Source organism: Bacillus sp. 05T31 (assembly GCF_056396725.1).
The window spans coordinates 1-952 of record NZ_JBFTMA010001088.1 but is presented as its reverse complement, the minus strand read 5'-3'; the positions used below and the strand labels follow the sequence as shown (position 1 = coordinate 952).

Annotated in this window: 2 protein-coding genes; both read left to right on the top strand. The window is 30.1% G+C overall.

Going from position 1 to position 952, the window contains the following annotated elements:
• A partial coding sequence (locus tag AC1DJR_RS31545; protein ID WP_477004423.1) for an HAD-IA family hydrolase occupies positions 1–371 on the top strand: 371 nt, incomplete at its 5' end.
• A 171-nt stretch (positions 372–542) separates the two neighbouring features.
• Entirely contained in the window at positions 543–911 is a 369-nt protein-coding gene (locus AC1DJR_RS31540) for a DUF4180 domain-containing protein (RefSeq protein WP_477004422.1), read from the top strand.
• Positions 912–952: the final 41 nt, after the last annotated feature.

Genomic DNA, 952 nt, shown 5'->3' with positions numbered 1-952 from the left:
CTATAAAGTCACATATTAAAGTTGGAATTATAACAAATGGCTCAACTCAGAGGCAAAAAGCAAAAATAATTAACACGAATTTGAATCGTTATTTTGATACAATCATTATTTCTGAAGAAGCGGGATTTAGTAAACCTGACAAACGCATATTYGAAYTAGCATTAAATAAGCTAAATGTACAATCAGAAGATGTAYTATTTGTTGGAGATGACTTAGAAAAGGATATTGCTGGTTGTCAAAATGCAAATATAAAGGGCATATGGTTCAATCCTAATATGATTAAGAATAATACCGACACTAAACCATATGCCGAGATTACTTCTTTTGATAATTTATTAAGTTATTGTGGAGAGATAAATTTTCAAAAATAGTAAAAAGATAGATTACCCTTAATTTCATTGACCGTATGAGAAGTTTTAAACTAATATTTATTTACGAGGATATAAAGGATATTGGGCCAGGGGCAAATCATTTATGTGTGTTAATGAAAAGCTACACAGCATGTTTAATATATACTTTATAAATTATAGAGGAGTGAGACTATGGAAATAAAGAAAGTAGTAATTGGTGGAATAAATATTGCTGTCGTCAGAAACGATACAGTATTAATATCCGATGTTCAATCTGCATTAGATCTCATGGCAACAGTTMAATATGAAGCGGATTCAAAGCGGATTGCTATCAATAAATCATTAATAAGTGAAAGTTTCTTTGACTTAAAAACACGTCTTGCGGGTGATATTCTTCAAAAGTTTATTAATTACAGCGTGAAAATTGCTATCATCGGGGATTTTTCTATGTACATTAGTAAAAGCCTAAAAGATTTCATTTATGAATGTAATAAAGGTAAGGATATTTTTTTCTTAGCAACTGAGCAACAAGCAATTGAAAAATTAAGCTCATTGAAATAAAGATATAAAATGTAATTCGAAAGAGGCATCCGTGATGGTGC